Raw genomic sequence first — 24,356 nt, forward strand, 5'->3', positions numbered from 1 at the left:
GAGAACATCACGCAAAGCTCTTGCGGCGGCGTTCGATGGCCGGCGCGTCGGCCACGGCGGGAACGCTCTGCAGCACGCGGGTTGCGGGCAGGATGGCGATTGCCTCGGTGCCTTCGCGCAGCTTGGAGCGCAGGATGAATTGGCCGTCGTGCTTGGCAAGGATCGCCTGTACGATCGGCAGGCCGAGGCCGGTACCCTGCTCGGCGCTCTTGATCGCGATCGATCCTTGACCGAAAGCTGAGAGGACGACGGGGATTTCCTCCTCCGGAATGCCGGGGCCATTGTCCTTGATGGCCACATACTGGCCGCCTCCGGCCGTCCACCCGACTTTCACCATGACCTCTCCGCCCTGAGGGGTGAACTTGACCGCATTCGACAGGAGGTTCAGCAATACCTGCCGCATGGCTTTTTCGTCGGCCCATACCTGCGGCAGATCCGGCTCGAACTGCTCGCGGATCGAGATGTTCTTGGCTCGGGCCCGCAGCTGGACCATGCCGATGCAATCCTCGGCGATTTCGAGAAGGGAGAGCGCCTCTTCACTGAGATCGTAGCGGCCCGCCTCGATGCGCGAAAGGTCGAGGATTTCGTTGATGAGGTTGAGGAGGTGATGGCCCGAACGGTGAATATCCCCTGCATATTCCCGATAGGTGGGATTGGCGAGCGGGCCGAGGACTTCCGAACTCATCACCTCGGAAAAGCCGAGGATGGCGTTGAGCGGTGTGCGCAGTTCGTGGGACATGGAGGCGAGAAAGCGCGATTTCGCCAGATTGGCTTCCTCGGCTCGCCGGCGGGCCTCGTCCGACATGGATTTGGCCACTTCCAGTTCCGCAATCAGGTCGTCCTTTTCCGACTGGTAGGACATCAAGGTGAGATTGGAGCGGTAGAGCCGGTCGGCGATATAGTGGAAGAAGACGACCGCGATGGCGCACATCGCCGTCATGCCGATATCGAGCACCTGCCGCGAGAAGAACGACATCGCGAGCAAGACTGCGACCGCCGGCAGGAAGCCGAAAAGCACTCCGAGCCTCAGCATGAAGGTGCTCATCGCCATGATGGAGATAGCAAAGAGCAGAACCGCGCCCTTATAGAAATAGTAGCCTTCGCCGGAGCAGGCGCTGCAGTCCTGGAGCGCGAAGAGAGCCCAACCGACGCCGAGCAACACCTGTGCCGCGAGCAGCCTGTTTCGCCATTTGCGGGTCTCGATCGCAGCGATTTCCTTCCGGCTTGCCCGCCGTGCGAGCAGCACATTGATGGCATGCAGGCTGAGCATCAAAAGAGCCCAGCCGAACAGATTGGCGCTCGGGTTGATATAGATGCCGATCGCCGTCACAACGATCACGAACAGCGGCATGATCGACGCGCCCTGCAGCACGGCGCTCGCATGCATGGACAGCATGTCGCGGTCGAAGACCTGATTGCCCTTGGAGCTGGATTGCAGTCGTTCGCGGGTGGCCCGGACAGCCTTCGATACAGCCTTGTTGCGGTGGCTGCGCGATCGATCCACGATGATCTTGTCGGTCGAAGTGCTGACGCCGTTACTCATGACCACTGAACTGCTTACCCGGGTGGTTGAGAGACTAGGGTCAAAACCTTAAGAGAGTCCTGCCGGGAAAGGTTTTGTTTGCCATTTCTCTGAAGCTTCCGTTTTCCAATAAGGCGCGATTGTGGCGATGAGGTTCATGACTTTGAGGGATGGCGTCGTGCTGGTTGCCATGCTCGTCCTTCTGGCGCTTATCGTCACCAAGTTGAACGACGGGTCCCACAACGCGATCCGCGGACCCTTTCACGCGGTCGACGGCGATACGCTTTCAGCGGGCGGCGAAAGGCTGCGGCTGGAGGGCATCGATGCGCCGGAACTCGATCAGACTTGCGAGGACGGCGGCGGACGGAGATGGGCCTGCGGTGCGGAGGCCAGACGATATCTGGCGCATCTGGTGTCGACGGACGAAACCGAGTGCCGGGGGCACGAGCGAGACCGCTACGAGCGGCTCGTGGTGCGCTGTCGCGCGGGTGCGGTGAATGTCAACGGCACGATGGTTCGCGAGGGCCTGGCGGTCGCTTACGGACGCTACATGCAGGAGGAACGTACGGCGCGGCGCGAGCGGTTGCGGCTCTGGGCAGGCCGGTTTGAAAATCCGCGCGACTGGCGCGCCAGCCGGGGCATGATGGATGGATCGGGCTTGCTGGAGGCGGTTCTGGAATGGCTCGAACGATTGATCGGTTCGAATGGGAATGAGGCATATGGCCAATCGTGAGGCGGAGATCGAGGCGCTGCGGCGGGCGATATCCGTCTGCCGCGTCTGCCGGGACGCGCCGGCGAAGGGAGAGGGCGACCGCCTGCCTCACGAACCGCGGCCGGTTGCCGTGTTGTCGAGGACGGCCCGCGTCTTGATCGCCGGACAGGCGCCGGGCCTGCGCGTTCATGAAAGCGGGCTGCCCTTCAACGATGCCTCCGGTAACCGGTTGCGCGACTGGATGGGGATAAACCGAGAGGAGTTCTACGATCGGGAGCGCTTTGCGATCGTGCCGATGGGTTTCTGTTTTCCGGGTTACGATGCAAAGGGGAGCGACCTTCCGCCAAGGCGCGAATGCGCGCCGCTCTGGCGCTCCCGGGCGATATCGGCAATGCCGCAGATCGAGCTCATCTTGGCCGTCGGCGGTTATGCCCACGCCTGGCATCTCGGCGCGCGGCGCAGGAAGGGCATGACGGAAACGGTTGCGAACTGGCGCGAGTATTTCTTCGCCAACGAAGGGCCGCGCATCCTGCCGCTGCCGCATCCGAGCTGGCGCAATACCGGCTGGCTGAGGAAGAATCCCTGGTTCGAGGCCGAGATACTGCCTGTCCTGCGACAGAATGTGGATAGCCTCATCCGTTGAAACAAAATTCGGTTAACTGCTATGATTTAGGTGTATAACGAAAAATGATTTCGAAAGGGAACTGAATGGACCGCCTCGACCGCAAGATCCTGCGCATTCTGCAGGAAGATTCAACTCTGGCCGTCGCAGATCTTGCGAAGAAGGTAGGGCTTTCGACCACGCCGTGCTGGCGGCGCATCCAGAAGATGGAAGAAGACGGCGTCATTCGCCGCCGCGTGGCGCTCCTCGATCCCGTCAAGGTCAATACCAAGGTCACCGTCTTCGTGTCGATCCGCACCGCCAGCCACTCGATCGAGTGGTTGAAGCGCTTTTCCGAAGTGGTCGTGGATTTCCCCGAAGTGGTCGAATTTTATCGCATGAGCGGCGATGTCGACTATCTCCTGCGGGTCGTGGTGCCGGATATCGGCGCCTACGACGCCTTCTACAAGCGGCTGATCGCCAAGATCGAAATCCGCGACGTCTCCTCCGTCTTCGCCATGGAGCAGATCAAATACACGACCGAACTGCCGCTCGACTACATGACGCTCGACAACCAGAAATCGGGCGAAGAGTAATTCGCAGATTGGCGGATCTGACTTATTTTCTGGCAGGACGGGCCAAGTAGTAACGGCCCGCTTTCGTGTATCCGTGTTCCGCACAACCAATTGGAGCCCGAGATGCACACCCAACCCGATGCCAACAAGGCGATCATCCGCCGGTATGTCGACGAGATCTGGAACCGGGGAGAGGTCGGGAGGTTCGCCGATTTCTTCGCGGCCGACTATGAAGAGGCCAGCTATTCGCCAGCCAATGCCGATGGGCACTGCGCTATGGTGGCGGTGCAGAAGCGGATCATGCCGGATGCCGTTTGGTCGATCGAGCGGTTGACTGCCGAGGATGATCGCGTCGTCTGCGAATTGGTCCTGCGCGGCACCCATCAGGGGGCGTTTAAAGGTATCGAGCCATCCGGCAATCCGGTTTGCGTGCGCGCCTATCGAACCTTAGTTTTGCAGGACCAGAAAATCGTCCGCCATTCCGCATTGCTCGACACTGCCGAACTGCTAAAGCAGATGCGGGGACAGCAGGTGGCGTAGAGCAAAATTCGGCAGGGCGATGGCGACAATCTCTCATGCGTATCATCGGGTTATTGACGAGCCATTCGAGATCGAACGGGCCTTCGATGCCGATTACCTGCTCTACGCGTCGGCCGGTACCTTCATCCTCGACATTGACCACCGCCGCTGGACGCTGCCGCCGCAAAGGGCGGCGCTGATCGCGCGGGGAACCGTGATTGCGGTACGCAGCAAGGGCCCGGCCACGGCGTCCTCCGTGCTTTTCGGCGACGGCGAGTTCGAAGTGCCGCTGCCGGGTTGTCGGGTCTTTGGCCTCTCGGAACTGGTGCGGCAGATGGTCCTGCATGTCATGCGCTGGGATGTCGGGCGCAACGCCGGTGACGCCGCCGCGAATGCCTTCTTCAAGGCGCTTGCATCCGCGGCAGGGGAACTGGCTGCGGCAGAAGACGAAACCTGGTTACCGAAACCGCAGTCGCCAGGCACGGCGGTCGCCATCGACCGGTTGCTGGAACAGCTGGACAGCGATGTCGATTTCTCCACCCTGGCGGAGGCAGCGCGTCTTTCGGAACGGACGTTGGCACGGCGGTTCGACGCGGAGCTCGGCATGAGCTTTCGCGATTTCCGGCACCGGGCGCGGATGGTGAAAGCCAAGGAGATGCTGCTGGCTGGGGCAGAGCCGGTCACGGAAATCGGGCTTGCATGCGGGTTCGAAAGCACGAGTTCCTTCATCAAGGCGTTTCGGACATTTGCCGGCGCGACGCCGCGGCAATACCGTGTGGGAAGGCTGACTACTCCTTCAAGCGCCTCAGCACGTTATCGCTCGTAAGTTCCTTGACGGCGTCCTTGCCGATCCAGCGCGCGGTCTTGTCGGTGGAGGCCGCGAGCTTTTCGGCCAGCGCAAGGGCGGGGGCGTGGCAGGTGCGGCTGCGCTTGCCGATATTGCGTAGCGCCCAGTTGACGGCTTTCCTGACGAAATTGCGCGAATCTTCTGCATGGCGTTCGATCAGCGGAAGGTAGCTGATGAACGTCGCATCCGGTTCCTGCTTGTTGTGGACGACCGCGCCTGCGATCATCGCAAAAGCGGTGCGGCGCATGAATTCCCGCTCCTCCTCGGCGAATTCAGCGATCAGTTCCTTCCAGAACGGCGTTTGGGTGAAGAGATCGGCGGCGGTGTCGACGATCTCCCACGAATTGAAGTCGCCCGCCCAGCGCCTCGCCTCCGTCTTGGTCAGCGTTTTAGCATCGGCTGTGAGGATGGCGGCCATGCGGGCGTCGCGAAGCCCGGTATTCCAGAGCCTCAGGGCGCGGGCGTGATCTTTCCCGACCTGACGGACGATCGTCTTCATCTGCGGCGTGGTGATGCCGAGCGCTGTGGCGGTGTCGATGCCGAAGCGGCCCATGCCCGCGATATTGGCCTCGTTGCGCAGCGTCTGAAGATGCGCAACGATATCTTCGGCGGACGAAGAGGGGACGAGTTTCATTTCTTTTCGAGCCGGGCGAGTAGCGACGACGTATCCCAGCGCTTGCCTCCCATCGCCTGGACGTCGCCATAAAATTGATCGACAAGGGCGGTCACCGGGAGCTTCGCGCCGTTGCGGCGGGCTTCGGTCAACACGATGTCGAGATCCTTGCGCATCCAGTCGACCGCGAAGCCGAAATCATATTTGCCGGCATTCATCGTCTTGTAGCGGTTTTCCATCTGCCATGAGCCTGCCGCACCCTTGGAGATCACCTCGATGACCTTTTCGATGTCGAGGCCGGCCTGTTTGCCGAAGTGGATCGATTCGGCGAGCCCCTGGACGAGGCCCGCGATGCAGATCTGGTTCATCATCTTCGTGAGCTGCCCGGCGCCTGCCGGACCCATCAGGCCGACCATGCGGGCATATGCGTCGATTACCGGTCTAGCCCTTTCGAACACCGCCTCGTCGCCGCCGCACATGACGGTCAGCACACCGTTTTCGGCTCCCGCCTGGCCCCCGGAGACAGGCGCGTCGATGAAGCCGACGCCTTTTGCCTTCGCGGCGGCCTCCAGCTCACGGGCGACCTCGGCGCTGGCGGTCGTGTTGTCGATCAGGATCGCGCCCGGTTTCATGCCGGCGAGTACGCCCGTATCACCCAATGTCACCGAGCGGAGATCGTCGTCATTGCCGACGCAGGTGAAGACGAAATCGGCATCTTTGGCGGCCTCTGCGGGGGTAGATGCGGTCTTGCCGCCGTACTTCCCAGCCCAGTCGGAGGCCTTCGAAGCCGTACGGTTATAGACGGTGACCTCATGGCCACCCTTTTCCTTCAGATGCCCCGCCATCGGAAAACCCATCACTCCGAGACCGATGAATGCCACCTTCGCCATGCTCACCTCCTGCATTTTCTTTCCTGAGGATTAGAGCAAAGCAGGCATCGGGAAAAGGCGCTTCCTGCGAAAAGCGACGATTTCGCTGCAGAGGGCAAAAGTCGAGATGGTGGAGTTTGTCGTTTCGATTACGCGCCAATCGGGGAATAAATTCTCCCGATGGGCGGATAATTCGAACGAATTTAATGTCGACCACATCGATAGACTATGGAACGATCCTGAACGTCGAAGGGCAAAGCGGCGGGCACGCCGCAATGGACCGGATACCAGAGGGAAAGGCTAGGACCATGGTAACACGCAGACAGACACTCGGGCTAATTGGGGCCGCGGCCGCGGCGGCGGTTCTGCCGGTCGCGGGAGGGGCGAGGGCAGCAGCGAAAGAGCTTCGGATCGGTTGGCAGAAGAACGGCGTTCTGGCGCTGGCAAAAAGCCAGGGGGCGCTCGAAAAGCGTTTCGCGGATCGCGGAATCTCCGTCGCCTGGTCGGAATTTACCTCCGGTCCGCCGCTGCTCGAAGCGCTTGGAGCCGGTGCGCTCGACTTCGGGCCGACAGGCGACGTGCCGCCGCTTTTTGCCCAGGCGGCCCGCGGCAACCTGCTCTATGTCGGCACCTACAGGGGCAGTTCGGCGGGTTCTGCCATCCTCGTCCACAAGGACTCGCCGATCCGGACGCTCGCCGACCTTAAGGGCAAGAAGCTCGCCTTCAAGCGCGGATCGAGTGCTCACAACATCACCGTCAAAGTGCTCCGCAAGGGTGGGCTCACTCTTGATGACGTGACACAGCTCGATCTCGCGCCACCGGATGCGGCAGCCGCCTTCAAGAATGGTTCAATCGACGCATGGTCGATCTGGGATCCCTATACCGCAATCGCCCAGAACGATCCGCAGACGCGGGTGCTGACGACTGCCGAGGGTATCGTCGATTCCTGGAGCTACTTCCTAGCGAATACCGACTTCACGGAAGCGAATGGAGACTTGGTCCCGGAAATCCTTGACGAGTTGAGGAAGGTCGGCAATGCCGCCCAGGCCAATTTCGAGGAGACGGTCAAGGCGCTGGCGACGATCACGGGCGTACCGCAAGAGGTGACGCGGGTTGTCCTTTCCCGCCGCGGCGCAAATCTGGGCGCCGTGTCGACGCTGACGGACGAAGTGGTCGCCTACCAGCAGTCGCTCGCCGACGAGTTCTACGATCTCAAGATCATCCCGCGAAAGCTCTCCGTCAGCGACATCGTCTGGCGCCCGAAACAGAGCTGACCATCCGACCTCTTTCCCCGACAAGGATCTGACCGATGACCGATACATCCAAACCCATCGATTTTCTCTGGTTCATCCCGACCGCCGGCGATGGCACCTATCTCGGCGGCAGCGAGCTCAACCGCGCACCGGATCCCCGTTATCTGCGGGAGATCGCTTCCGCCGTCGACCGGCTTGGTTATTCCGGCGTTCTGCTGCCGACCGGGGTGTCCTGCGAGGAATCCTTCGTGACGGCGGCTTCCCTGGCGCCGTTTACCGAGAAGCTGAAATTTCTCGTGGCTATTCGTCCCGGCACGGCATCGCCCGCCTATTACGCGCGGCTTGCCGCAGCTCTCGACCGGGTTTCGAACGGTCGCCTGCTTCTCAATATCGTCGTCGGGGGAAGCCCGGCGGAACTGGCCGGGGACGGCATTTTTCTGGAGCACGACGAACGCTACAGCCACGCGGAAGAATTCTTCCAGGTATGGGAGGACCTCGTCACCAAGGGACAAGCCGATCTCGACGGCAAGCACATCAAGGCAAAGGGTGCCAGGCTCGGCTTCCCGACCATCCAGCAGCCGCGTCCACCTCTCTATTTCGGCGGATCCTCGGATGCGGGCATCGAGTTCTTTTCCGGCCGTGCGGACAAATACCTCACCTGGGGCGAACCGCCGGCGCAGGTGGAGGAGAAGATCAAGGCCGTGCGGGCGGCCGCAGCCAGGAAGGGCAGGGACGTGACCTTCGGCATCCGCCTCCATTTCATTGTCCGGGAAACGGACGAGGAGGCCTGGGCCGCCGCCGACCGTTTGATCTCCAAACTGGACGACGAAACGATCGCTAAGGCGCAGGCCCATTTTGCCAACGGTTCAGATTCTGTCGGCCAGAAGCGCATGGCCGCTCTGCACGGGGGACGGCGCGACCAGCTGGAGGTATCGCCGAACCTCTGGGCAGGCATCGGGCTTGTGCGTTCCGGCGCCGGCACGGCGCTCGTCGGATCACCTAAAACGGTGGCGGAACGGCTGCGTGAATATCAGCAGCTCGGAATCGATACGGTCATCGGCTCGGGCTACCCGCATCTGGAAGAGGCCTATCGCGTCGCGGAACTGCTGTTCCCGGAACTCGGCATTGGCCGGGAGGAGCAGCCGACCGTCTTCGGCAGCGAGTTCGGCGGTAAGCGCATCTTCGCCGGCGGCGGTCATACGACCGTCCGCGCCGTCGCGGCTTCGTAGCCGAAGGTTTGAGAGGATCAGACCATGACCATAGCCGAAGCGTTCGCAGGGAGCCGCGAGGCTCGAAAACCGGAGGGTAGGCGAATTCGCCTGCCGTCCCTCTCGAAAGACGCATTTCTTCCCTATCTGGTGCCGGTGCTGATCGTTGCCGCCTGGCAGGCGGCCTCCTCGGCAGGCTGGATCTCGGACCGCATCATGCCCGCTCCGGTCGCGGTGGTGAGAGCCTTCTGGGACGTGGCTCTTTCCGGGCAGCTGGCGTATGACGTCGCCGTCAGCGGTGCGAGAGCGCTGACTGGACTGCTGATCGGCGGCTCGATCGGCTTCCTGCTCGGCATTGCCAATGGTGTGTCGAGGCTTTCCGAGCAGCTCACCGATACCACCTTGCAGATGCTGCGCACCATCCCGCATCTGGCGATGATCCCGCTGGTTATCCTCTGGTTCGGCATCGGCGAGGAGGCCAAACTTTTTCTGACCTCGCTGGGCGTGCTGTTTCCGATCTACCTCAACACCTATCACGGCGTGCGCAATGTCGACCGCGACCTGATCGAGATGGGGCGGATCTACGGCATGAGCGGCTGGTCGCTGTTCCGCAAGGTAATCTTTCCGGGCGCTCTTCCGTCGATCTTCGTCGGCCTGCGCTACGCGCTCGGCATCATGTGGCTGACGCTGATCGTCTCGGAATCCATCGCCGCCTCATCCGGCATCGGGCACATGGCCAATACGGCGCGTGAGTTCATGATGACCGACGTCGTGGTGCTGGCGCTCGTCATCTATGCCGCGCTCGGCAAATTGGCGGATGTGATCGCCAGGACGCTGGAGCGCTGGACGCTGTCGTGGAACGTGGCCTACCAACGTCAAGGAGCCTGAAGAAATGCCGATCGGACCTTATCAGCGGCCGCTTGCTTTCGTCGACGGTGAGCCTTTGGAATATGAACCGCCCATTCCGGCGAGGGCGAACCGGCCGCCGGCCGCCGCCGTGAAGCTGTCGGGAATCCAAAAACAGTTCGGCGACAACCGCGTGCTGCGGGGCGTCGACCTCGAGGTACCTGCCGGACAATTCCTGGCGATCGTCGGTAAAAGCGGTTGCGGCAAGAGCACGCTCCTGCGGCTGCTCGTCGGGCTCGACAGCCAGACGTCGGGCGAGATCTCGTTTAAGAACGGGGCGGGGGCCGAGATCGTCCCCAACGCCCGCATCGTCTTCCAAGAGCCCAGGCTTCTGCCCTGGTTCACGGTATCGGAAAATGTCGAGGTCGGCCTTGGAGACGGGGTGCCGAAAAATCTCGCACGGCGCCAGGCCGAGGCGGTGCTGGCCGAGGTGCAACTGCGGGAGAAGGCTGGCGAATGGCCCGCCAGACTTTCCGGGGGACAAAGGCAGCGGGTGGCGCTCGCCAGGGCTCTTGTCAGCCGGCCGGGGCTGCTCGCCCTCGACGAACCGCTCGGCGCGCTCGACGCCCTGACGCGCATCAGCATGCAGCAATTGTTGACCCGCGTCTGGCGCGAGCTTGGCTTCACGGCCGTTCTGGTGACCCATGACGTCACGGAAGCCGTGCACCTGGCGGACCGGGTGATCGTGCTGGACGAGGGACGCATCAAGCTCGACCTGGCCATTCCCCAGGCCCATCCGCGCCGTCATGGGGATCCGGACCTCGCTGCGCTCGAAGGAAAATTGCTCTCCGCCATTCTCGGGGAAAGCTGAGCGTCAGCGAAGCGGCGAGGTCGAGTTGCCTTTTTGGCAGACACCCAGGCCGCAGCCTTCCACTTCCATGAAAACAACGCCCCCATCCTCGAAGGCGCGTCGGATCTGGGCAGCCGTCGCGCGGTGAACGTCGTGGCGGCTGCCTTCGTAGTCGCGGATCGTGCTGCGGGAAATTTCGGAACGCTCCGCCAGTTCGCTCTGCGTCCAGTCGAGAAGCCCTCTCGCCGCGCGGCAGAGCGCCGGCGTCAAAATGATCTGCTTCGAGTCTTGACCCATTTCACCAGGCTGCCCATATTGGTCAACATACGCCATATATGGCAGATTTCCAGGAGATTTCCAGAGGGAGCGCGGATGCCGCACGATACCCCATTGATTTCGACCATCGTCGGCGGTCTCGTGCTTGCGTTTATATTCGGCGCTATCGCCAATCGGTTCCGTCTGCCGCCGCTGGTCGGCTATCTTTTCGCCGGCATCCTCGTCGGCCCTCATACCCCTGGCTATGTGGCCGACCAGAGTCTCGCACCGGAACTTGCCGAAATCGGCGTCATCCTGCTGATGTTTGGCGTCGGCTTGCATTTCTCGCTGAAGGATCTTCTGTCCGTGCGCGGCGTCGCCGTACCGGGCGCCATCGTCCAGATCGGCTTTGCCACCTTGCTCGGCTGGGGCATGGGCGCGCTGATGGGCTGGCCGCTTGGAGGCAGCCTCGTTTTTGGCCTGGCGCTGTCGGTTGCCTCCACCGTCGTGCTGCTCAAGGCGCTGCAGGAAAGGCGTCTTGTCGAGACGGTGCGCGGCAAGATCGCGGTCGGCTGGCTGATCGTCGAAGACCTCGCCATGGTGCTGGCGCTGGTGTTGATCCCGGCACTCGCGAGCATCGGCGGCGAGGCGGCACATCCCGATCCGGTGGCGATCGCGGTTGCGGACCTTTTCGACATCGAACTCGGCGTTGCCGGTGTCATCGGCATTACTCTGTTGAAGGTCATGGCCTTTCTCGGGGTCATGCTGGTGATCGGCCGGCGCGTCATCCCCTGGATACTGCACCGCATCGCCCATAGCGGCTCACGCGAACTTTTCAGGCTCGGGGTCCTTGCGATCGCGCTCGGGGTCGCCTTCGGTGCCGCCAAGCTCTTCGGCGTATCGCTGGCGCTGGGTGCCTTTTTCGCCGGCATGATCCTTTCGGAAAGCGAGCTGTCGCACAGGGCGGCTCAGGAAACCCTGCCGCTGCGCGATGCTTTCGCCGTACTGTTCTTCGTCTCGGTCGGCATGCTCTTTGATCCGAACATCATCCTGTCGAACCCGCTGCCGGTGCTTGCGACCGTCTTCATCATCCTGATCGGCAAATCGATGGCTGCCTTCCTGATCGTGCTTGCATTCCGAATGACGGTACCGACGGCGCTGACCATTTCAGCCAGTCTGGCACAGATCGGCGAATTCTCCTTCATTCTCGCCGAACTCGGTGTGGGGTTGAACCTGCTCCCGCAAGAGGGCCGCGACCTGATCCTCGCCGGCGCGATCATTTCGATCATGCTCAATCCCGTGATGTTTTATCTCGGCGACAAGCTGATCCCGCGGCTGGAGGCGCGGCTGATCCGTGCGCCGGAAGGCGAGGGCGAGGCGGCGATTGCCACGCAGACCGGCGCCCATAGCGACGATGCCGTGCCCGGCCAGGAAACTCCGACGCCGAAGGAGACCGAGCCGGTGCTGACTACTGCCGGTGAGGAGGGCGAGGTGGCCGTGAGCCGGCTCATGGATCATGCGGTCGTGGTGGGCTACGGCCGGGTCGGCAGCATCGTGGTGGCCAACCTGAAATCCTCCGGCACACCGTTTCTGGTGATCGAGGATTCGGAAAACCGGGTTCAGGATCTCTTGAAGCAGGGGATCGAAGTCATCGTCGGCAATGCGGCTTCGCCCAAGGTGCTGGAGCTTGCCAATCTGGGAACGGCAAAGAGCCTCGTCGTGGCGATCCCGAACGCTTTCGAGGCCGGCAATGTGGTCATGCAGGCACGTGAGGTGAACCCTGCGCTTCTGATCCTGTGCCGCGCCAATTCCGACGCCGAGATCGAGCATCTGACCAAACTGGGCGCCGACAAGACGATTATGGGCGAGCGCGAAATCGCCTATGGCATGCTCGACGGCCTCGATCAGGTGCATTACCGCGCGGATGTGCTGGAAGAGGCGGAAGAAGCGCCGAAGCCGCAAGCGCCTGAGCCAACCGGGCTGACGGAGGTCGCGTCGGAGAGGCCACATGACGAGCCCGCGGCCCCCTCCGATGTCGAGCCGCCTGCGGAGCCGACTAAAGCCTGATCAGAATGGCTTGATCACGGCGAGCAACACGACCAGAACGACGGAAACCAGGATGATCGGCATGCCGACGCGCACGAACGCCGGCGGATCGAGTTTCGGGTCGGCCCGCATGCGGCGCATCCAGCCCTGCTGCATGCCGTGCAGGGCGGAAAGCATGACCACCAGGACCAGCTTGGCGTGCAGCCAGCCGTCGGAAAAGCCGACGTAACCGAAGATGAGCCAGAGGCCGAAGAGCCAGGCGCCCCCGAGGGCCGCCGTCGTCACTGTCCGGTCATATTTCCAGAGCGCTGCAATGACGCCGACGCGGATCGCGGGAGGCACCATGCCGATGACGAAGGCATTGATCAACATGCCGCCGATCAGAAGAAAGTCGGAGAGAATGTGCAATGCCTTGATGACGAAATACAGCATGGGGGGTCAACTCCAGATCATGGCTTCGGTAAAATTGAGTTCGGCGAAATCCTGCTTGCGCAACTTTTCCTCGTCGGCTGCGAAAAACTCGTCAAGCTGCGGGGGTGGGACGGAGGTTCCGGACAGCATCGCGTGAACCTGGCCGCGGTGATGGATCTGGTGCTGGAAGAGGTGCAGCAGCACCCGATCGGCGGTTTCCACCTGTACATGGTCGGCACGGGGAATGCGGACCTCCTGCATGACGGTTTCGGCAACCATCTCACGACAGTGGTCGATCAGCCGCCGATCGGCGGCATGCAGTTCGCGGTTAAGATCAGCAAAGTGCACGAAGGGTATCTCCGGCTCGAATGCTGCCGCGCCGATGCAATTGCCCTCCAGCGCACTGATGTAGAGCCAGTCGACCGTCAGGATGTGGTTGAGCGTATGGATGATCGACGGAAAGAAATTGGTGCGGGGTGCGGCCAGTTCCTCCGCCGAAAGCTTGCCGCATGCCCTTAGAAGCCGATGATTGGCCCAGGCATTGTTATAGGCCTGGGCAAGAAGATAGCGCTGTGGGGTCATCGAATCCTCCGTTGCGGAGGCGAAACTAGCCTTTCAGCCGCGCAATGACCAGATGGCCCGGCGACGGCTGTCCATCCTGCATGCGCACATTGATTTCGGAGATTTCCAGCACCTCAAACCCGGTGTCGGCAAGCCGCGATCGGACGTATGCTTCGCTATGGAGAAAACGCTGGTGCGGGCCGACTGCATAGGTACGGCCGTCGGCATCGGACAGGCTCTCCGACGAGAAGGCGAAAATGCCGCCTTTCAGCATATTTTCCGCCACGCCGAAGAACAGCGGCTCGAGCGCGCCGAGATAGGGAAGCACGTCCGTTGCGGTGACAAGGTCGAAAGGCTCGTCGTCATTGTCTTCCAGGAAATCTTCGACTTCCGCTACGTAAAGCGTTTCGTAAAGATCCTTTTCGTGGGCGATTTCAACCATGTTCTCGGAGATGTCGATACCGGTAATATCGTCAACCATGTCGCGCAGCGTGCCCCCCGTCAGCCCGGTGCCACAGCCAAGGTCGAGCATACGCTTGAAGTGCCCGAGCTTCAGCTCCTGGAACCGCTGGCGCACCATCACCGGCACGGCGTAGCCCAGTTGCTCTACAAGGATGTCCTCGAAACTTTCGGCATGTTGATCGAAGAGTGTTTCGACATAGGCATCCGGCGCCTTCGGTGGCGTCTCGCCGCGGCCCATTGCGGCGATCCGCACCGCGGCGCCGCCGTGATCCTCGGGATCGAGCGCCAGCACATCCTCGTATGCCTTGACCGCCGCATCGATCTCGCCGGCTTTCTCCAGCGCCAGAGCGCGATTATAGGCTTCCGCCAATGCTTCCTCGTCGATCTTCTTCATCACTCTGTCCTTTGTTTTGAGGCGCTTTAAGCCGGTGGCGCCCGTTTGTCCATCGCCGCGGAACGTGTCGGGCGCTGGCCCGTTGAGCAAAGGAGCAGAAATTTTTGCCTGGAGAAAGGATCATGGCCGGCGATCAGGGGCCGAACGTGCTGGAGCAGAATATCGAGCGACGGGCACCGTCGCTGCCGATCACATCCGCCGAAAAGGCCAATATGATCATCCACTATTACCGCGGCGAGATGGGGCGGATGGCCGGTTGGCGCGACCGCATCGACCGCACGTCCAACTGGGCCATCACCATGGTCGCGGGTCTTCTCTCCGTATCGCTCTCGACGCCGACCTCGCACCATGGCGTCGTGCTGTTTGCCATGCTTCTCATCTCGCTGATGCTCTTGATCGAGGCGCGACGCTATCGCTTCTTCGATGTCTATCGCGCCAGAGTGCGCAAGCTGGAGCGGCATTATTTCGCCCAGGCGCTGGATCCGCAGGCCGATCTCAAGCCCGACTGGGCGGTCGGCATTGCCCGTAGCCTGCGCAATCCGAGCTTCCTCATCACCTATCGGGAGGCGCTGTTCAGGCGCATCCGGCGAAACTATGTCTGGATGTATGTCATCCTGCTGTTCGCCTGGCTGCTGAAGATCTCAACGCCGAAACTGCTTCCCAACGAGCCCAAGACGGATGTCGTCTTTTCGGTCGGCGAGGCCGTCAACAATGCGGCGCTCGGGCCGGCGCCGGGGTGGAGCGTGATAGCGGTGGTCGCGTTCTTTTATGCCGCAATCCTGTATGCCGCCATCCATCGAGAGCCAGATGACGGCGAATTCGCTCACGGCGAAGTGCATGTATGAGGCCGCCGGGTTCTCGCTAGTGGATGATGATCTCTCCCTTGACTGCGCGCCACTCGCTTGCCGATATCAGCTTCCGATGCACATAGCGGACGGAATGCAGAGGCCCGTCCAATTTTTCCTGCCAGAATTTCAGGAAACCCTTCATCTCCGGAAAATCCGGAGCAAGGTCGTAGTTCTGCCAGATATAGCTCTGCAACAGGGCCGGGTGATCGGGCAGGCGATAGAAGATCTGGGCCGTTGTCAGGCCGTATCCTTTCAGCATCATTTCCATCTCAGACATAGAGCAGTTCCCACTTATTCTTTTTCAGGAGGACGCTTTTCGCGTCACCCCGATATGGGAGCATGCCACGGTTAACCGAGGCTTTACAATTGAGCTATAAAGGTGCTTTCGTGAATTTTTTCAGTATGTTAGCAGCGAGATTCGTTGAGTGCTGCTACCGCTTCAGATGCCGGGTCAGGCGGGCTTCCAGGAAGGCCCATACGTGCCTGAGAGTTTCGACCATGGCGAGGTAGAAGATCGCCGCCCAGAGGTAGGCCTGATAGTCGAAGGTGCGGGAAAAGGCGTAGCGGGTCTCGCCCATCAGATCGTAGACCGTCACGATGGCGACGACTGCGGAGCCCTTCATCATCAGCACAAGTTCGTTGCCATAGGGCCGGAGCGCTACGATCAGTGCCTGCGGCAGGATGATCTTTGCGAAGGCAACCTGCTTGGAAAGGCCGAGTGCCGCGGCGCCCTCACGCTGACCGCGGGGAACGCTTTCGATCGCGCCGCGCAGGATTTCCGCCTGATAGGCGGCGGTGTTGAGCACGAAGGACAGGAGGCCGCAATACCAGGCATCCCTGAAGAACCACCAGAGGCCGGCGCTTTCCAACTGCGGCTTGAAGCTGCCGAGGCCGTAATAGATCAGGAAAAGCTGAGCAAGCAGCGGCGTGCTGCGGAACACATAGACATAGGCGTAGGCGATGCCGTTGAGCACGCGGTTTTTCGACATGCGTGCGAACGCGATCGGCACCGACAGCAGCGCCCCGAAGACGACGGCAAGACCGACGAGAGAGATCGTCGTCCAAAGGCCGTTTAGGTAGCGGGGGCCATAACGCAGGAATTTGTCCTGATCCCAGCCGTTGACAACCATGGCAACGAGCCCGGCGGCGAGCATTGCCCAGAGGATGAGGATGCCGATCGCGGCGATCCTGGCGCCGGTGATGGGACGAGCGGGCGCAAGCGGGGCCGGTTGCGGCGGGATGAGTTCCCTCACATAGCTCATCGGGCCGTCTCCGCCCGCTTTGCCCAGCGCTCGACGAAGCCGAGTCCGAAGGACGAGATCATCGCAAGGATCAGGTAAAGAAGACAGGCGATGAAATAGAAGAAGAAGGCTTCCTTGCTGACTCTCGCGGCGATGCCCGTCTGCCGCACGATGTCGGCAAGCCCGATGACCGAGACATAAGAGGTATCCTTCAGGAGGATCAGCCAGAGATTGGTGAGGCCGGGCAGGGCGATTCGGATGAGCTGCGGCAGGACGATCAGCCGCATGGTGCGTCCGCGATGCAGGCCGAGCGCATCGCCGGCCTCATATTGCCCGCGCGGGATTGCCCGGAAGGCCGAAAGCAACACTTCGGAGGAATAGGAGGAAAAGACCACCGCAAGCGCCACCATGCCGGCGAGGAAGGCGTTGATTTCGACGCGCCCCTCGTAGCCGAGCCAGGCGAGCACGGACTGGATCAGGATCTGCAGCCCGTAATAGACGATGAAGAGCGTCAGGAGTTCCGGCAGGCCGCGGAAGATCGTCGTGTAGATGCCGGTGGCGAGCCTCAGCAGCTTGTCCTCCGATTGCGCGGCGAGCGCGATCAGGAAGCCGAGAAAAAGCCCGACGGGTACCGTGGCGAGCGCCAGCGAAATGGTGACTTTGACGCCGAAGGCGATTTCGTCGCCCCAGCCCGCTTCGCCGCAGGCGACGAGGGTGCCGGAGCCGAACAGCGAGAAGATGCCGACAGGACCGCAAAGCGGATCGAGCGCGCCGAAGAGGGCGGAAAAGAATCCGCTCATAAAATCGTTTTCCCCTGCGGCTTCTGTCGTGCCGCTTGTTGTCTGAGCACCGGAGATGCTTCTGTTTCATTAAAAAGAAAAACGGCGGAAGGGCAAGCCTTCCGCCGGGTTCTGACGGACGATCCGGCGATTAGTTGCCGCCGTAGACGTCGAAGTCGAAATATTTGTCCTGGATCTGCTTGTATTTGCCGTTGGCGCGGATTGCAGCGATAGCGGCGGTGAACTTGTCGGCCAGTGCCTGTTCGCCCTTGCGCACGGCGACGCCGGCGCCTTCGCCGTTGATTTCCACGTCGACCGGAAGCGGCGCGAGAATCTTGCAGCACTTGCCGGCATCCGACTTCAGCCATTCCGAAAGCACGACGATATCGTCCACCACGCCATCGATGCGGCCGTTGGAAATGTCGAGCTTGTATTCGTCGGCGGTCGGATAAAGCTTCAGCTCGGAATCCGGCATGTGCTTTTCGGCATAGTTGGAGTGGGTCGTCGAGCCCTGGGCGCCGAGCGTCTTGCCCTTCAGCGACGCCGCCGAGGCGTCCTTGATCGGCGAATCCTTCGGCACGGCGATGGCCGGAGGCGTATTGTAATACTTCTTCGAGAAGGTGACCTGTTCCTTGCGTTCCGGCGTGATCGACATGGAGGCGACGATCGCGTCGAACTTCTTCGACTGCAGCGCCGGAATGATGCCGTCCCAGTCATTGGTGACGAAGGTGCAGGTGACTTTCATCTCCTCGCACAACGCCTTGGCGATATCGATATCGAAGCCGGTGAGCTGGCCGTTGGCTTCGAGGTTGTTGAAGGGCGGATAGGCGCCTTCCGTGCCGATCACGAGCTTTTCCTGGGCCATGGCCGAGCCGGCAAAAAGCGACAGCGCGGCGATCGAGGCGGCGGCGAAGAATCGGGTGGAGATATTCATGTGATCCTCTCTGTTGGCGGCCCGACGGCGTGTTCATCTTTTCTCGCCGCCAGGAAGCAGGGTGCAAGCCCTGTCTCAGCTTTTTAGATACCGGCTCGCGGGAAATTGCAACGGCATATTGCGTGCCTGCCAAAGGCCGTTTGCGTGCGAGTCACGGGTGGTCCCCGCGGATGAACGGCATATTCACGCGACGTTCAGGCAGGCGGCGACACCCTCGGGGAACCATTTCGGCTGGAGAACATTCAGTCGCCGCGTAAGTCCGCCCAAGCCGGCAATAAAGGACGCGCATGAAAGGGATGATACCCGAGAAGAGGAAATGTCCATGTCACAGAAATTCAGACTGTTCGCCAGTGTTGCGGTGCCGTTCGTGTCGCTGCCGCTGATGATCCAGCCGGTCGCGGCCTTGCCGCTCAAGCCCTCGGCGGACGCGAGCCCGATGTCTGGTGTGATCCAGGTCCAGCAAGAGGATCCGTTGATACTGAAGAAGCGGAAGGCGCAGGACGAAGAAGGCGGCGCGGAACAGCAGAAGCCGCGCCGCGAGCAGAGCGGCGGCGCAGAACAGGGCGGCGGAGAACGCCGACAGGCTCCGCAGGCTACGCAGGAAGAGCCGCCGCGGCGCCAGCGTCAGGCCGAACCGGAAGCTGCGCCCCGCGAAGCTCCGGCTGCCGAGGCGCCAGCCCGGGAACGGCCGCAGCGCCGCCAGCAGGCCGATCGGGACCAGGGCGGCGGCGAACGTCCGCAGCGTCGTCAGCAGCAGGCTGATGAGGATCAGGGTGAGGGTATGCGCCCGCCGCAGCGCCGCCAGCAGCAGCAGGCTGCGCCGGAAACAAAACCTCCGGCCGCGCAGGAGACAGAGCAGCTGCGCCCGCCGGTAGCTCCGGAAGGCAATGACCGCCAGCAGCGCCGCAATGCACAGGACAGGAACACGCCTCCCACGGAGAACCAGGCGGAAACGCCGAAGCCGCCGCGTGCCCAGGATCGTGCTGCGACTCCGCAGACCCAGCCCGAGCGTCCGCCGCGTGGCGATGCGCAGGGCCAGACGCCGGCCCCCGACAGCGGCACCGCGCAGGATGCCCGCCCGCGTCAGCCCGCCGCGGAAAGCCCGGCCATCGGAAACCGTCAGGCCCAGGATCCGCAGCTTACCAGCCCTCCGGCAGGAGGCCAGCAGGCGGCACCTTCCCAACAGCCGACCCAGGATCAGCCAGCTCAATTGAGGGCTCAGCCACAACCGCCGCAAACGCCGGAACAGGTCGACCGCGCCCGCCAGATCGCGCGTGATCCGGCATCGGCCGGCGAAGGCGAGCAGGTCGTCCTGCCGGTCGAAAATGGTGCCGCAGTGCTCGACAGCGCCAAGGAACGGCCCCGGCGGGATGGCCAGCGGCCGCGCAGCCAGCCTGCGCAGCAGACCGACCAGCAGCAGCTTGCCCCTCCGACATCCGATGCCGAGGCGCAGACCCGCTCAACCTTCACCCCTGAGCAGGAGGAGCAGGTCCGCGCGATAATCGAAGAACGCGGCGAACGGCTCGAGGGTCGTCCCGAATTCGAGCGGCCGCAGGGATGGCGGTTCGGCGAAGAGGTCTCGCGCAGCAGGGATCGCGAACGGGATCGCGACGGTGCCCGCGTGATCATCTCGATCGACGACCAGAACTATGTCCGCCACGACGACAGCCGCCGTTTCTATGACCGGGACGGACGCCAGCCGGAATACGAACGGCTTCGTGACGGTCAGGTGCGTGAGGTCATCATACGCGATGACGGAACCCGGATCGTCACCATCCGCAACCGCTACGGCGAGATCGTCCGACGGACCCGCGTTGTCCGGGGCGGCGACGAATACGTGCTGTACTACGCGCCGGAACTGGTGGAAGCGCGCCGTGGTCCCGACTATGTCTGGCGTGACCCGGGCGAGGATCTGCCGCCGATGCGGTTGACGGTGCCGATCGACAACTACATCATCGACACGTCGAGCGAACCGGACCGCGACTACTACGAGTTCCTGGAGCAGCCGCCGGTCGAACGTGTGGAACGCGTCTATACGCTGGACGAGGTCCGCTATTCCGCCCGCATTCGTGACAAGGTGCCGCGTATTGATCTCGATACCATCACCTTCGCCACGGGCAGCGCCGAAATCCCGATGAACCAGGCCAGCTCGCTTCGCAAGGTTGCCGAGGCGATCAACAAGGTACTCGAGAAGGATCCGTCCGAAACCTTCCTGATCGAAGGCCATACGGATGCGGTCGGCGGCGACCAGGATAACCTCATCCTGTCCGACGAACGTGCTGAAAGCGTTGCCCGTGTGCTGACCGATGCCTTCGGTATCCCCCCGGAAAACCTGACGACGCAAGGCTACGGGGAACAGTATCTGAAGGTGAACACGGATGGACCGAACCAGGAAAATCGCCGGGTCACCGTCCGCCGCATCACCCCTCTGGTGAAGCCGGTCGCCTCGAACCGGTAACCGATGATCGGAAACGAATGGAGCCGCCGGAGCGATTCGGCGGCTTTTTCATTTGGCGGCAAGTCCGGTTATGCGCAGAATGAAATCGGCGATGGCTGCCGTATCGCCGAGATCGAAGACTGGCAGCGTCGTGTCGGCCACCGGGTGGTCGGCGGCAATTGCGACGATGTGCGGATCGGCGGGAGAAAGCGGTTCCCGGCTTTTCGCCTCGAGACGCCGCAATTCGATTTTCGGCACGGGCTCACGCTTGTAACCCTCGATCAGCACGAGGTCGCAAGGCGCAAGACGACCCAGTATCTCCTCAAGGCTCGGCTCGCTCTCCTCGCGGAGTTCGTGCATGATCGCAAAGCGCTTGCCGGAGACGATCGCCACTTCGAGCGCGCCCGCCTCCCGATGACGGAAGGAATCGGCGCCCGGCTTGTCTATGTCGAAGTCGTGATGGGCATGCTTGATCGTTGAAATCCTGTAGCCGCGAGCGGTCAGTTCGCGAACCAGCCGCTCGGTCAGGCCCGTCTTGCCGGAATTCTTCCAGCCGGAAATACCGAAGACGCGGTGAGGGGTCATGCGAGCATTTCCGCAAAGCGTTGGGCCTCTTCGAGATCCTGCGGCGTGTTGATGTTGAAAAACGGGTCGAGCGGGCCGAAGTCCGTCTCGACCATCGGAAAATCGACCGTCACCAGCCGATGACGCTGGAGGAAAGCCTTGATCCGGCGGTTCTCCGGGTTCGAAAGCCAGTCTTCCAGATCGTCGGCGATGGCCAGCGGCCAGAGCGCGAATACCGGATGATCGCGCCCGCCGGAAGCCGTGATGACGATCGTCATCGCATCATCGGCTCCCGCCTGAAGGCGGGCGGCGAGGTCAGCCGGAAAGAAGGGGCTATCGGAGGGCACCGTCAGGAGATGCGTCGCGGGCAAACCGTGGTCGACGACATCGCGGAGTCCGGAGAGGACGCCGGCAAGCGGGCCGGCCTGGCTGCCCGTCAGGTCAGGCACGAGGCGCAGACCAAGCGGGTTGGGAAACCCCTTCGGGGCGTTAAAGATAACCTCGCAAACCTGGGACTTGAGGCGCCGGACCGTGTGACCGAGGATGCTGTCGCCTCCGATCTTGAGAAATGCTTTGTCGGTTCCCATGCGGCTCGACTTGCCGCCTGCGAGGATCAGGCCGGGAGGTGCGCCGACGTGGCTCATCAGTCACCACCTCCGCTGACCAGGGCCCCTTCGCGGCGATCGACCTGCCGGACATATTCCGTGGCGGCGACCGCCAAGAGCGTGGAGATCCCCATCACGGCAAGCACCGGCATGGCGCCGTTGGAGTCTTTCAGGACGGCTGCTGCAAGTGTCGACATCGCAGCCCCGCCGCCGACGGTGATCGCGCCGCCGAGGCCGGAGGCGGAGCCGGCCAGCCGCGGACGCACGCTCACCACCCCCGCATTGGAACTCGGCAGCGTCAGGCCGTTGCCGACGCCGGTGAGCGCCAGTGGAGCGAAGAAGGCCGTGGCGGATGCCACGCCGCCCAGCTGCAGCGCCGCGGCAATGCCGATGCCGATCATGCTGACGACGCTGCCGGAGAACATCATGGTCATGGTGCCGAAACGGCGCGTATAGCGGCCGGAGATGAAGTTGCCGACCATGTAGCCGGCAGCGATCAGGAAGAACTGCACGCCGAGCATCGTGGGCGTCAGGTGATAGATCGCAGTGCCGATAAACGGTGCGCCGCCGAGAAAGGCGAAGAAAACGCCGGAGGAAAAGGTCGAAGTCAGCGTGTAACCCCAGAAGCGGCGGGATCGCAGGAGGTCCGGCCAGCTGCGGAACTGCGCGGTAAAGCTCGCGGCAGGCGTCATGTTCGTTTCCCCGAGATCGGCGGAAACCAGCATGAGCGTCAGCAGCCCGAGCCCCAGCATCAATATGAAGTTGGATTCCCAGCCGAACAGGTCGTTGAGCGTGCCACCGACGGTAGGGGCGACCATGGGTATCAGCGACATGCCCATGGTCACGTAGGCGATCATCGACGCGGCGCCTTCCATCGGCACCGTGTCGCGGATGATGGCGCGTGGCAGCACGAAGCCGGCGACGACCGCCGTCTGCAAGAGCCGGCCGATCATGAAGACCGTGACGGTCTGTGCAAAAAGACAGATCAGCGTACCGATCAGCAGGATGACGATGCTGCCGATCATCACTCGCCGACGGCCGAAGATGTCGGAAAGCGGGCCGAGCACCAGCTGCAGCAGCGCCGTTCCGGCGATGTAGCCGGAGACGGCGAACTGCATGACCGCGTAATCGGTGCCGAAATACGCTGCCATGGCGGAAAGCGAAGGAAGAATGATGTTGAGCGACAGGGCGCCGAGCCCCGCGCAGACGACCAGCGTCGTGATGTGCGGCGGGGTCCGTCTGTCCAGAAACCGGGTTTCCTGCACGTCGTCTCCTCTTCGAGCGGTCCGTTCCCGTCAGGGCGGCGGCGCGGCGGTTGCTTTTTCGGCCACAGAAACCTGCCGCTTTCGTTCGCGATAGAATGTATAGAGGCCGGAGCCGATGACGACGACCGCTCCGGTGAGCATGTAAATATTGGGCCGCTCTCCGAAAAAGAAGATCCCGATGGCAAGCGCCCAGAGCAGGCCGGTGTAGCGGAAGGGGGCGACGAATGAAATCTCGCCGCTGCGCATGGATTTGATGACCGTCTGGTAACCGGCAAAGACGAGAACCGAGGCAAGAGCCAGATAGGTGAATGCGCCGGCGCTGACCGGTTGCCACCCGCCCATGGGCACGATCAGCAGAGCCCCGATGACGGTATTGGCGAAAGAGGTGAAGAGCGTCACGCTGATGGTCGGTATGTCGGCTTTGAGCCGCCTCGTCGTCAGATCGCGACTGGCGGTGAAGAAGACGGCTGCGACGGCAAGCAGCGCCGCCGGCGTAAAACCTTCAGGACCCGGTCGGATGATGATGAGGACGCCGACAAAACCGACGGCAATCGCCGTCCAGCGCCTCCAGCCCACGGGCTCGCCGAGGAAAAGCGCCGCACCTAACGTTACGGCAAGCGGCAGCGACTGCATGATCGATGATGCGGCCGCAAATTCGATATGGGCGAGTGCCGAGAGGAAGGTGAGGGTGGCGCCCAGTTCGAAGAGCGTGCGCAGCAGCACGAGCGGGTGCGCGATGGCTTTGAATGACATCGTTACGCCGAGATAACGGGCAATTCCGTAGACGAGCAGCGTCGTCATGACCCCGCGCACGGTCATGATCTGGGGTATGCTGAGTTCCGAGGTAACGGCTTTGACCAGGGCGTCGTTGAAGGTGAAAGCGGCCATTGCGAGCGACATGAAGAGCGCGCCTCGCGAATTTTCCGACGATGCCATTGCCGATTCCTTCCGTAACCACGGTGTCTTAAAGCAATGGCTTACCCCTCGCCAGCCCGATCGCGTCCCGGGCGGTACTGTTTTGGCCGGTGCAGGAAAGCTTGCCCCGATAGGTGGGCGGATGTGGCAAAAGAGAGATATCGGGTTGTGAGTTAACCCTTGTTCAACTGAAAAGTCCGACTGTAGCGGCAATCATTCCCGCA

Annotated in this window: 27 protein-coding genes; 12 read left to right on the forward strand and 15 right to left on the reverse strand. The window is 62.2% G+C overall.

Features of this window, described 5'->3' with window-relative positions:
• Positions 1-7: 7 nt before the first annotated feature.
• The gene (locus C5L12_RS13600) at positions 8-1,543 is read right to left on the reverse strand and encodes a sensor histidine kinase (RefSeq protein WP_105372577.1); all 1,536 of its coding nucleotides are present in this window, start codon (positions 1,541-1,543) and stop codon (positions 8-10) included.
• A gap of 136 nt (positions 1,544-1,679) precedes the next feature.
• Between C5L12_RS13600 and C5L12_RS13605 the strand changes: the two genes are divergently transcribed.
• The 5 genes from C5L12_RS13605 to C5L12_RS13625 all read left to right on the forward strand — a co-directional run bounded on the left by C5L12_RS13605 (position 1,680) and on the right by C5L12_RS13625 (position 4,755).
• The gene (locus tag C5L12_RS13605; protein WP_245422889.1) at positions 1,680-2,255 is read left to right on the forward strand and encodes a thermonuclease family protein; all 576 of its coding nucleotides are present in this window, start codon (positions 1,680-1,682) and stop codon (positions 2,253-2,255) included.
• Positions 2,242-2,877, forward strand: a complete 636-nt coding sequence (locus tag C5L12_RS13610) for a uracil-DNA glycosylase family protein (protein WP_105372579.1) — start codon at positions 2,242-2,244, stop codon at positions 2,875-2,877. The genes C5L12_RS13605 and C5L12_RS13610 overlap by 14 nt, the downstream gene beginning before the upstream one ends.
• Positions 2,878-2,942: 65 nt before the next feature.
• Positions 2,943-3,431 (forward strand): Lrp/AsnC family transcriptional regulator, encoded by a 489-nt coding sequence (locus C5L12_RS13615; protein WP_046637655.1) that lies wholly within the window; start codon positions 2,943-2,945, stop codon positions 3,429-3,431.
• Between the two features lie 102 nt (positions 3,432-3,533).
• Positions 3,534-3,950, forward strand: coding sequence for an ester cyclase (locus tag C5L12_RS13620; protein ID WP_105372580.1), 417 nt, complete (start codon positions 3,534-3,536; stop codon positions 3,948-3,950).
• A gap of 19 nt (positions 3,951-3,969) precedes the next feature.
• Entirely contained in the window at positions 3,970-4,755 is a 786-nt protein-coding gene (locus tag C5L12_RS13625; RefSeq protein ID WP_105372581.1) for a helix-turn-helix transcriptional regulator, read from the forward strand.
• On the opposite strand, the gene C5L12_RS13630 is transcribed toward C5L12_RS13625, so the two are convergent.
• Both C5L12_RS13630 and C5L12_RS13635 read right to left on the reverse strand, forming a co-directional pair.
• On the reverse strand, positions 4,718-5,410 hold the full coding sequence (locus C5L12_RS13630; protein ID WP_105372582.1) for a DNA alkylation repair protein: 693 nt from the start codon (positions 5,408-5,410) through the stop codon (positions 4,718-4,720). The two genes, C5L12_RS13625 and C5L12_RS13630, sit on opposite strands and share 38 nt — an antisense overlap.
• A complete protein-coding gene (locus C5L12_RS13635; protein ID WP_105372583.1) occupies positions 5,407-6,294 on the reverse strand; it encodes an NAD(P)-dependent oxidoreductase in 888 nt (295 codons plus the stop codon). The genes C5L12_RS13630 and C5L12_RS13635 overlap by 4 nt, the downstream gene beginning before the upstream one ends.
• Before the next feature lie 272 nt (positions 6,295-6,566).
• On the opposite strand from C5L12_RS13635, the gene C5L12_RS13640 reads away from it, so the two are divergent.
• From C5L12_RS13640 to C5L12_RS13655, 4 genes are read left to right on the forward strand one after another with little or no spacing between them, the layout of a single operon-like run.
• Positions 6,567-7,532: an aliphatic sulfonate ABC transporter substrate-binding protein gene (locus C5L12_RS13640; protein WP_105372584.1), complete on the forward strand. Its 966-nt coding sequence runs from the start codon at positions 6,567-6,569 to the stop codon at positions 7,530-7,532.
• A gap of 35 nt (positions 7,533-7,567) precedes the next feature.
• Positions 7,568-8,740 (forward strand): FMNH2-dependent alkanesulfonate monooxygenase, encoded by a 1,173-nt coding sequence (gene ssuD / locus C5L12_RS13645; RefSeq protein ID WP_105372585.1) that lies wholly within the window; start codon positions 7,568-7,570, stop codon positions 8,738-8,740.
• A 24-nt stretch (positions 8,741-8,764) separates the two neighbouring features.
• Positions 8,765-9,607 (forward strand): aliphatic sulfonate ABC transporter permease SsuC, encoded by an 843-nt coding sequence (gene ssuC / locus C5L12_RS13650; RefSeq protein ID WP_105372586.1) that lies wholly within the window; start codon positions 8,765-8,767, stop codon positions 9,605-9,607.
• 4 nt (positions 9,608-9,611) lie between these two features.
• A complete protein-coding gene (locus C5L12_RS13655) occupies positions 9,612-10,436 on the forward strand; it encodes an ABC transporter ATP-binding protein (RefSeq protein WP_105372587.1) in 825 nt (274 codons plus the stop codon).
• A gap of 3 nt (positions 10,437-10,439) precedes the next feature.
• Here the strand turns inward: C5L12_RS13655 and C5L12_RS13660 are convergent, their stop codons facing one another.
• Positions 10,440-10,757, reverse strand: coding sequence for a helix-turn-helix transcriptional regulator (locus C5L12_RS13660; protein WP_105372622.1), 318 nt, complete (start codon positions 10,755-10,757; stop codon positions 10,440-10,442).
• A gap of 30 nt (positions 10,758-10,787) precedes the next feature.
• On the opposite strand from C5L12_RS13660, the gene C5L12_RS13665 reads away from it, so the two are divergent.
• Positions 10,788-12,737 carry a cation:proton antiporter domain-containing protein gene (locus C5L12_RS13665; RefSeq protein ID WP_105372623.1) on the forward strand — a complete coding sequence of 650 codons (1,950 nt, stop codon included), beginning with the start codon at positions 10,788-10,790 and terminating at the stop codon, positions 12,735-12,737.
• On the opposite strand, the gene C5L12_RS13670 is transcribed toward C5L12_RS13665, so the two are convergent.
• The 3 genes from C5L12_RS13670 to C5L12_RS13680 are packed head-to-tail and all read right to left on the reverse strand — an operon-like array spanning position 12,738 to position 14,544.
• A complete protein-coding gene (locus C5L12_RS13670; RefSeq protein WP_105372588.1) occupies positions 12,738-13,148 on the reverse strand; it encodes a CopD family protein in 411 nt (136 codons plus the stop codon).
• A 6-nt stretch (positions 13,149-13,154) separates the two neighbouring features.
• Positions 13,155-13,709, reverse strand: coding sequence for a DinB family protein (locus tag C5L12_RS13675; protein ID WP_105372589.1), 555 nt, complete (start codon positions 13,707-13,709; stop codon positions 13,155-13,157).
• A gap of 25 nt (positions 13,710-13,734) precedes the next feature.
• The gene (locus C5L12_RS13680; protein WP_105372624.1) at positions 13,735-14,544 is read right to left on the reverse strand and encodes a class I SAM-dependent methyltransferase; all 810 of its coding nucleotides are present in this window, start codon (positions 14,542-14,544) and stop codon (positions 13,735-13,737) included.
• Between the two features lie 122 nt (positions 14,545-14,666).
• Between C5L12_RS13680 and C5L12_RS13685 the strand changes: the two genes are divergently transcribed.
• The gene (locus tag C5L12_RS13685) at positions 14,667-15,389 is read left to right on the forward strand and encodes a DUF2270 domain-containing protein (RefSeq protein WP_105372590.1); all 723 of its coding nucleotides are present in this window, start codon (positions 14,667-14,669) and stop codon (positions 15,387-15,389) included.
• Positions 15,390-15,405: 16 nt separating this feature from the next.
• On the opposite strand, the gene C5L12_RS13690 is transcribed toward C5L12_RS13685, so the two are convergent.
• The 4 genes from C5L12_RS13690 to C5L12_RS13705 form a co-directional block, all read right to left on the reverse strand.
• Entirely contained in the window at positions 15,406-15,669 is a 264-nt protein-coding gene (locus C5L12_RS13690) for an usg protein (RefSeq protein WP_105372591.1), read from the reverse strand.
• A gap of 154 nt (positions 15,670-15,823) precedes the next feature.
• Positions 15,824-16,654: an ABC transporter permease gene (locus C5L12_RS13695; protein ID WP_105372592.1), complete on the reverse strand. Its 831-nt coding sequence runs from the start codon at positions 16,652-16,654 to the stop codon at positions 15,824-15,826.
• On the reverse strand, positions 16,651-17,433 hold the full coding sequence (locus C5L12_RS13700) for an ABC transporter permease (RefSeq protein ID WP_105372593.1): 783 nt from the start codon (positions 17,431-17,433) through the stop codon (positions 16,651-16,653). Before C5L12_RS13700 ends, C5L12_RS13695 begins: the two co-directional genes overlap by 4 nt.
• A 130-nt stretch (positions 17,434-17,563) precedes the next feature.
• Positions 17,564-18,346, reverse strand: coding sequence for an ABC transporter substrate-binding protein (locus C5L12_RS13705; RefSeq protein WP_105372594.1), 783 nt, complete (start codon positions 18,344-18,346; stop codon positions 17,564-17,566).
• A 322-nt stretch (positions 18,347-18,668) separates the two neighbouring features.
• Between C5L12_RS13705 and C5L12_RS13710 the strand changes: the two genes are divergently transcribed.
• Complete coding sequence (locus C5L12_RS13710; RefSeq protein ID WP_105372625.1) at positions 18,669-20,804, forward strand: OmpA family protein; 2,136 nt, start codon at positions 18,669-18,671, stop codon at positions 20,802-20,804.
• Positions 20,805-20,852: 48 nt separating this feature from the next.
• Here C5L12_RS13710 and mobB read toward each other — a convergent pair whose 3' ends face one another.
• Genes mobB through C5L12_RS13730 form a run of 4 tightly spaced genes read right to left on the reverse strand, consistent with a single transcriptional unit; the run spans position 20,853 to position 24,153 of the window.
• Entirely contained in the window at positions 20,853-21,368 is a 516-nt protein-coding gene (gene mobB / locus C5L12_RS13715) for a molybdopterin-guanine dinucleotide biosynthesis protein B (protein ID WP_105372595.1), read from the reverse strand.
• On the reverse strand, positions 21,365-21,991 hold the full coding sequence (mobA, locus tag C5L12_RS13720) for a molybdenum cofactor guanylyltransferase MobA (protein WP_105372596.1): 627 nt from the start codon (positions 21,989-21,991) through the stop codon (positions 21,365-21,367). Before mobA ends, mobB begins: the two co-directional genes overlap by 4 nt.
• A complete protein-coding gene (locus C5L12_RS13725) occupies positions 21,991-23,217 on the reverse strand; it encodes a multidrug effflux MFS transporter (protein WP_105372597.1) in 1,227 nt (408 codons plus the stop codon). Before C5L12_RS13725 ends, mobA begins: the two co-directional genes overlap by 1 nt.
• 30 nt (positions 23,218-23,247) lie before the next feature.
• Entirely contained in the window at positions 23,248-24,153 is a 906-nt protein-coding gene (locus tag C5L12_RS13730) for a DMT family transporter (protein WP_105372598.1), read from the reverse strand.
• Positions 24,154-24,356: the final 203 nt, after the last annotated feature.

The sequence above is a fragment of the Neorhizobium huautlense genome, assembly GCF_002968575.1.
In the GTDB taxonomy this organism is placed as follows: domain Bacteria; phylum Pseudomonadota; class Alphaproteobacteria; order Rhizobiales; family Rhizobiaceae; genus Neorhizobium; species Neorhizobium huautlense.